6 protein-coding genes, 1 tRNA gene and 1 other RNA gene are annotated in these 6,828 nt (G+C 59.5%); 5 read left to right on the top strand and 3 right to left on the bottom strand.

The genetic code is table 11. The features are described 5' to 3' along the window. The first annotated feature begins 28 nt into the window (after positions 1-28). Positions 29-383, top strand: a transfer-messenger RNA (tmRNA) gene (gene ssrA, locus ABYO54_RS12145). A gap of 115 nt (positions 384-498) precedes the next feature. Here the strand turns inward: ssrA and ABYO54_RS12140 are convergent. Further along, positions 499-1,377 (bottom strand): LysR family transcriptional regulator, encoded by an 879-nt coding sequence (locus ABYO54_RS12140; protein WP_372808519.1) that lies wholly within the window; start codon positions 1,375-1,377, stop codon positions 499-501. A 263-nt stretch (positions 1,378-1,640) separates the two neighbouring features. Between ABYO54_RS12140 and ABYO54_RS12135 the strand changes: the two genes are divergently transcribed. From ABYO54_RS12135 to ABYO54_RS12125, 3 genes are read left to right on the top strand one after another with little or no spacing between them, the layout of a single operon-like run. Further along, positions 1,641-2,636 carry a zinc-dependent alcohol dehydrogenase family protein gene (locus tag ABYO54_RS12135; protein WP_372808518.1) on the top strand — a complete coding sequence of 332 codons (996 nt, stop codon included), beginning with the start codon at positions 1,641-1,643 and terminating at the stop codon, positions 2,634-2,636. Between the two features lie 11 nt (positions 2,637-2,647). Then, the gene (locus ABYO54_RS12130; RefSeq protein WP_372808517.1) at positions 2,648-3,484 is read left to right on the top strand and encodes a DUF4437 domain-containing protein; all 837 of its coding nucleotides are present in this window, start codon (positions 2,648-2,650) and stop codon (positions 3,482-3,484) included. Between the two features lie 15 nt (positions 3,485-3,499). Then, a complete protein-coding gene (locus ABYO54_RS12125) occupies positions 3,500-4,279 on the top strand; it encodes an SDR family NAD(P)-dependent oxidoreductase (protein ID WP_372808516.1) in 780 nt (259 codons plus the stop codon). A 125-nt stretch (positions 4,280-4,404) separates the two neighbouring features. On the opposite strand, the gene ABYO54_RS12120 is transcribed toward ABYO54_RS12125, so the two are convergent. Next, positions 4,405-4,481 (bottom strand) — tRNA-Ile (locus tag ABYO54_RS12120). Positions 4,482-4,703: 222 nt separating this feature from the next. After that, positions 4,704-5,288, bottom strand: coding sequence for a 3D domain-containing protein (locus ABYO54_RS12115; protein WP_372808515.1), 585 nt, complete (start codon positions 5,286-5,288; stop codon positions 4,704-4,706). 342 nt (positions 5,289-5,630) lie between these two features. Between ABYO54_RS12115 and ABYO54_RS12110 the strand changes: the two genes are divergently transcribed. Continuing rightward, positions 5,631-6,828: ATP-binding protein (locus ABYO54_RS12110; RefSeq protein ID WP_372808514.1), on the top strand; the 1,198-nt coding region annotated here is incomplete at its 3' end.

The raw sequence follows: 6,828 nt of genomic DNA, 5'->3' as shown, positions 1-6,828 counted from the left end.
TCTGTCCCTGCTTACAACCCATTTATTTGGGGGCGACTGGTTTCGACGGGTAAGTTGAAGCTTCAGTGGCGTGTCGAGGTTGGACTCCAGGCCTCGTAAAAAGGAGCCCAAAAACATAAATGCTGACGAAAGTTACGCACTAGCGGCATAGTTCCGCTACGTCTCTACTCTAATGTCTGTTAGGAGATAGAGGCGACGACAACAGGCTAAGGCTTCATTCGGGTTCCCGGAATGCGGCTCGAAAACCATAACAGGAAACTAGCGACCAAAGTGGCCTTGTTCGGCGGCAGCGGCGGCGGCGAATCCTTTAATGTCGAACTACACACGTAGAAGCTGCTGTGACTCTTATTCGGACGGGGGTTCAATTCCCCCCGCCTCCACCAGCCTTCGCCAAGGCTTCGGCGAACAAGCCGATGACTTGGCGAAGGCCGTTCTCCCCGGTCAACGGAAATGAAAGTACCGGCGGGGAAAGCGATAATCCGTTGGATTCTTCTCCCGTCAGCCCGCGTCGCGATCCCTTCGGAGCCTTTCAACGCTCTCAACGAGATCGTCAATAAACGGTTGCGTGAACGGGTGCGACACCTTGGCCCGCGTATAGCTCATCACGCAGGAATCCGGCAGCGCCGGGAGTTTGCCCTTCAGAACCGTCATCCCGTCTTTAATCGCGGCCTCCGGCAACACCGTAATTCCAAGACCGGCCCGAATGGCAGCCTGAACGGCCTCAAACGAGTTCGCCTCAATCGACATCACCCATGGCCGCGACACGCCCGTCAGCGCATCAAAGGCAATTTTCCGATAGATGCAGGGGGCCGGCATCAGAACGAGCTTCAATGCCGCCGAACGGTCTTCCGGCACCTCGCCAGAACCGGTCCAAACCAAGGGTTCGTCCCAGAGCTTGTTGCCATTGCTTCCCTCCGGGCCGCCAATCACGAGGTCCAGTCCCCCCTGCTCCAGCCGTTCGAGCAGCGGTGGGCCCAACCCCAGCGTTAGACTTAGGTTGCAGTTGGGGTGCGCCTCCTGGAACGAACCCAGCACCGAGTCGAGATGGCGCGGCGCCAGATATTCAGCAACCCCGACGCGCAGCAGTGCCTTTTCTTCCGCAGTACAGGCCGCCATCGCTTCGTCCGCCAGCTCAAGGATGCGCCGGGCATAGCTCAGGAACGCTTCGCCTTTCGGGGTCAATGAAACCGATCGACTGGTCCGTTCAAGCAGTTTGGCGTTCAGTTGGTCCTCCAGCTTGGCAATTTGAACACTGACCGCGGATTGCGTTCGGTGCACCCGTTTGGCCGCCGCCGAAAAACCGCCCTCTTCCACCACGGCCACCAGCGAACGCAACGTGTGAAGATCGGCTTCAAGCTTACTGGATGGTGTGCTCATAAAAATAGGCTCGGCAACTGCTTAAAAAACGAAAACCCGTACCCATGAAATACATGATTCTCCGAAAAGCCGGAATTGATTTCGCGCACCTTCTCCATTCCGGCGTCCATCGCGCACCTGAAAAACGCCTCAAAAACCCCGTTGTTTCACGAGACGATCGATCTATCGATTTTATGAATAGGTCCCATGAAAACAAGGAATTTCCCAAATCCGGCGTTCGGACGTAGGTTGGCCTCATCACAAAGCAACCCAGGAGATCGCAGATGAAAGCAATGTTGATTAAAGCGTATGGCGAAGATGCCGTTTTCGAAGCCGCCGAACTTGAAAAACCCGGAATGAAAGAGGGCCATGTGTTGGTCAAGATCGCGGCGTCCAGCGTCAACACGGTGGACACCATGATCCGAAAGATGGGCAAGGCGTTGCCGCTTTCGCCCGACACCCCGGCCCTGTTGGGGATGGATTTTGCCGGCACCGTCGAGTGCGTCGGCGCGGGCGTTGAAGGCTATGCGGTCGGCGACGAGGTCTATGGCTGCGCCGGCGGACTGGCCGATCTGCCGGGTACGCTGGCGGAATACATCGTTGCCGATGCCAACCTAATGGCGCATAAGCCGAAAAACCTGTCGATGCGCGAAGCGGCGGCGTTGCCGCTGGTGGGCATCACCGCCTACGAAGGACTGCAACGCGCAGGCATTGCCGCGGGTCAAAAGGTGCTGGTTCACGGCGGGTCCGGCGGCGTCGGCCATGTGGCCCTGCAGCTGGCCAAACAGTTCGGGGCGGAGGTCTACTCCACCGGCGGCGGAGACCGGCAGCTGGCCCTCATTGAAAAACTGGGCGCCACCGCCATTAACTATAAAACCGAATCCGTTGAACAGTATGTTGCCGCACACACGGCCGGCGCAGGCTTTGATATCGTCTTCGACTCCGTCGGCGGCGCCAACATGCTCAACTCCTTTAACGCGGCGGCGCTGAACGGCCAGGTCGCCTCGACCGTTTCGCTGTGCGAAATCGAGCTCTCCGTGGCCCACTTCAAAGGCCTGTCGCTGCACGTGGTTTTCATGCTGATTCCCATGCTGCACCATTTTAAACGCGAAGCCCATGCAGCCATCCTGCGCGAGCTCGCCCGGATTGCCGAGGCCGGCGGCCTGAAACCCGTTTTGGATGAAAACCGCTACTCCCTCGAAGAAGCCGGCGCCGCACACGCCCGCCTGGAAAGCGGTCAGGGCATGGGCAAAGTCGTTATCGACAACCCCGTAAACTAAGCGAGGATTGCATGAACACGAAAATAGCCCTACCCATCGCCCTGTTGGCCGCCGCCTGCGCCGCGCCGGCCGAGATGAAAACGCCCCCACCGGATCGGCAGAACATACGTATTGTTCTGAATTCGGAAGTGGAATGGACGCACCTGAATCCGAAACGCGGCGACCTCGCCCCCAAGGCCGGAACGCTTTGGGGCGACCGCAACGGCACGGAGCCGACCGGTTTTCTGCTGAAGCCGCCGCCCAACTTCGAATCGCCGCCGCATATCCACAATATCTCCTACCGCGGCGTGGTGATCCAGGGCGTGCTGCACAATGACGACCCGGACGCGGCCGACCTGTGGATGCCGGCAGGCTCCTTCTGGACGCAACCAAAAGGACACGTGCATATCACCGCCGCGCAAGGCACCGATGCAATCGCCTATATCGAGATCGAAGAAGGGCCCTACCTCGTGCTTCCCAAAGAAGAAGCGTTCGATAGCGAGGAGCGCCCCGTCAATGTCGACCACACCAACCTGGTCTGGCTGAATGCCTCGGACATCGTCTGGATCCAGCAGGCCGGCGTCCAAGTGGCCGTTCTTTGGGGCAACACGGAGGACGGACGGCTGAATGGCTCCTTCATCAAACTGCCGGCCGGATTTGACGGAACCATAACAAGCGAAGGCCCCTCCTTCCGAGGCGTCGTGATCAAAGGCGAGCTCAACCATCAGGCCAAAAGCGGCCGCGTTCTGGAACCAGGCAGTCTATTCAGCTCCAAAGGCACCGCCGCACACCGCATCGCATCGAGTCGGCATGGCGAAACCGTCATCTACGTGCGCACCGACGGGAAATACACCGTCGCATCCGAATAACCGACGGGAGTTATCATGAAGAAAACAATCCTCATAACCGGGGCAACAGACGGCATCGGGCTGGAAACCGCCCGCATGCTCACAGCGGCCGGCCATCGCGTTTTGGTCCATGGACGAAATCCCGCCAAGGTGGCGGCGGTGGCCGACGAACTGCAGGCAAAAGGCTATGTGGCCGAACTCTCGATTATGGATGAGGTTGAAGCACTCGCCGAATCCGTGCGGAACGAACACGGTGCGCTCGACGTGCTGATCAACAATGCCGGCGTCCTACGCGTGGCGGAACCCGTACTCGACTGCGGTCTGGATGTGCGGTTTGTGGTCAATACGATTGCGCCCTATGTGCTGACCCAAAAGCTCCTGCCGCTGCTGGGCCGCTCCGGGCGCGTTATAAACCTCTCGTCCGCCGCGCAGGCCCCGGTGAATCTGGAGGCCTTCGGCGGACGCGGCGTGCTGGACGAGATGCAGGCCTATGCCCAAAGCAAACTGGCGCTGACCATCTGGTCCGCCGAGCTGGCCGCCAAGCTGGGCAACGAGGGGCCCGCGATTCTTGCGGTGAATCCCGGCTCGCTGCTCGGTAGCAAAATGGTCAAAGAAGCGTTCGGCGTCGACGGCGGAGATTTGCAGATCGGCGCCGACCTTCTTTGCCGCGCCGCAGTGTCGGACGAATTCGCCGACGCTTCCGGAAAGTACTACGACAACGATTCCAAGCGTTTCGCGGCTCCGCACGCCGATGCCCGCGATCCGCAGAAATGTGCCGCGTTCATGCAGGCACTCGAACGGGTTATCGGAAAATAGGACCATCACGGGCTACGGCTATGGGAAAAGCCCCAAAACCGGGCCGAAGAAACCAGCTCTCCATCAAATACGGGGCTCGGCGTCCAGCCACTAAAAAAGCCAGCCGCAAGCGACTGGCCTTAAAGTGGTGGGCTCGGAGGGACTTGAACCCCCGACCAAGAGATTATGAGTCTCCTGCTCTGACCGACTGAGCTACGAGCCCGCTTAAAAAAGCGGACGGAATAAATACAGGAATCCGCGGAAGCATGGCAAGGCCTTTGGCGGATTTTGCCGCCACTCGAGAAAACCGAGCCTTTCGACCGGCGCCGGCCAAGCGAAGCCGTCGCCGGCAAAACCTACCCTCGAAAAGCAAATGGATCGCAGATTTCAGAACAGGCTCTTATTCGGGCGGGTGAGCGGGACAAACGCCTTCTCGAATCGGGCATCAGTGTCCATCTGAGCTTATCGGTGGTTCCATTCCCGGATTCAGGTTTACCGTTGCGAGGGCGGGCGGGCTTGCAGGCGCGGCCGTCCCCTCCTCCGGTGCATTTGGCGGAAGCCAGACCTTGACCTTGCGCTTTTTAACGCCCCAGCTGCGGGCGAACCAATGGTTGGGGCGGTAGAGGTCGATGTGCTGCCCCTTGATGGCGCCGCCGGTGTCTTCGACGCGCCCGTACCCGTAGCCGGGGACGTACATGACGGTGCCGTAGGGGTATATCGAGGGGTCGGCGGCGAGGGTGCCGGGCCCGACTTTGGCCCCGGAGGAGGTGACGCCGATGTGCTTGATGCGCCAGCTGAACCTTCCCGTCTTCTGGTAGGGAATGAAGGCGAGCCACTTATAGGAGCAGCATTTCCTGCAGTGGCAGTAGGAGGTGGTTTCCATTTCGACGACGACGGGCGTCGCGCCCGAAGGCGGGCGAACGGGTTTCGGAAAATAGAAGCGCCCCTCGAGCACGAACCACGCAATCCCGACCCCAACCAGAAGAATCTTGAGCTTTACGGTCAATCGACGTCTGCGTTTGCGTCCCATGGATCCTTATCGGGCGGCGAACTGCCGGCGCAGGTTGTTGCGGGTGCAATCGATCGGCCGGGCTTCAAAAAGCGGCTCGGCGGCGGGCGGCATCCCGGCGGCGGGGAGCGGTTGCTTGGATTTCATCGTTTCCCTTTCTTTCATGCAACTATCTTAAGTGGCGCGGGGGCAATGTAAAGTGCGACGTCGGGACTCCGGTCTACCCACACGTTTAAACGTGTGATTGGGAACGAGTTAAAAAGGCGGGCGAACCGCTTGAAGCAGGCGGGACGAATTGCTAGATTTTGTGGTTTATAGGGGAATTTCCATCCATATCTTGTGGTTTTAGAGGGTTTTAGGCACATGGCCGCGAAAAAGAAGCACGAATACACGGAAGACAAGATCAAGACGCTCTCCTCGCTGGAGCATATCCGCCTGCGTACGGGCATGTATATCGGCCGTACCGGCAGCGGCGCGCACTACGACGACGGTATCTATATCCTCGTCAAAGAGGTGATCGATAACGGGATCGACGAGTTCATCATGGGCCACGGCGACCGGATCAACGTGTCGATCGAAGAGGATATGGTCACGATCCGCGACTTCGGCCGGGGCATTCCGCTGGGCAAAGTGGTGGCCTGCGTCTCGGAAATGAACACGGGCGCGAAATACAACGACGACGTTTTCCAGTTCAGCGTCGGCCTCAACGGGGTCGGCACCAAGGCGGTGAACGCGCTCTCGACCTACTTCCTGGTGCGCTCCCACCGCGAGGGCGAATATGTCGAGGCCGAGTTCGAGCGCGGCAAACTGGTGCGCGAGGAGCAGGGCAAGACGGACGAGCCCAACGGCACGTTCGTGGCCTTCTCGCCCGACCCCGACATCTTCAAGAAGTTCGAGTTCAACACCGACCATCTGGCGCGGCGCCTGCGGTTCTATGCCTATCTCAACGCCAGCCTGAAGATCTGGTTCAACGGCGAGCTCTACCACTGCAAGGGCGGCCTGCTCGACCTGATCCGCGACGAGAGCCAGTACGAAAAGATCTACCCGCCGCTGCACTATTGCGACAAGACGCTCGAAATCGCCCTCACCCACACCAACCGCTTTTCGGAGGAGTACTACTCCTTCGTCAACGGCCAATACACCTCCGACGGCGGCACCCATCTTTCCGCTTTCCGCGAAGGGCTGCTGCGCGGCATCAACGACTATGCGAGCAAGAAATATTCCGGCGACGACGTGCGCGAAGGCGTGCTCGGCGCGGTGGCGATCCGCCTGAAGGAACCGATCTTCGAGAGCCAGACCAAGAACAAGCTCGGCAACTCGGAGATCCGCTCGGACATCGTGGCCAAGGTTTCGCAGGTGGTGGCCGATCTGCTGCACCGCTCGCCGGACGAGGCGAAGAAGCTGATCACCAAGATCGAGGAGACGCAGAAACTGCGCAAGGAGCTCAACTCGGTCAAAAAACTGGCGCGCGAGCGCTCGAAGTCGGTCTCGATCCGCAATCCGCAGCTGAAGGACTGCAAGAACCACTTCAACCGCGAAAAGCAGAAGCACCTCGAAACGC

Source organism: Pontiella sp. (genome assembly GCF_041622395.1).
Classification (GTDB): Bacteria; Verrucomicrobiota; Kiritimatiellia; order Kiritimatiellales; family Pontiellaceae; genus Pontiella.
The sequence above is the reverse complement of the archived record's forward strand: the minus strand, read 5'-3'. Positions and strand labels throughout refer to the sequence as shown.

Excerpts from the sequence above, each read along its gene's own strand:
- ABYO54_RS12130 (WP_372808517.1), top strand. The coding sequence starts at position 2,648 with ATGAACACGAAAATAGCCCTACCCATCGCCCTGTTGGCCGCCGCCTGC.
- ABYO54_RS12135 (WP_372808518.1), top strand. The coding sequence starts at position 1,641 with ATGAAAGCAATGTTGATTAAAGCGTATGGCGAAGATGCCGTTTTCGAA.
- ABYO54_RS12115 (WP_372808515.1), bottom strand. The coding sequence starts at position 5,288 with ATGGGACGCAAACGCAGACGTCGATTGACCGTAAAGCTCAAGATTCTT.
- ABYO54_RS12125 (WP_372808516.1), top strand. The coding sequence starts at position 3,500 with ATGAAGAAAACAATCCTCATAACCGGGGCAACAGACGGCATCGGGCTG.
- ABYO54_RS12140 (WP_372808519.1), bottom strand. The coding sequence starts at position 1,377 with ATGAGCACACCATCCAGTAAGCTTGAAGCCGATCTTCACACGTTGCGT.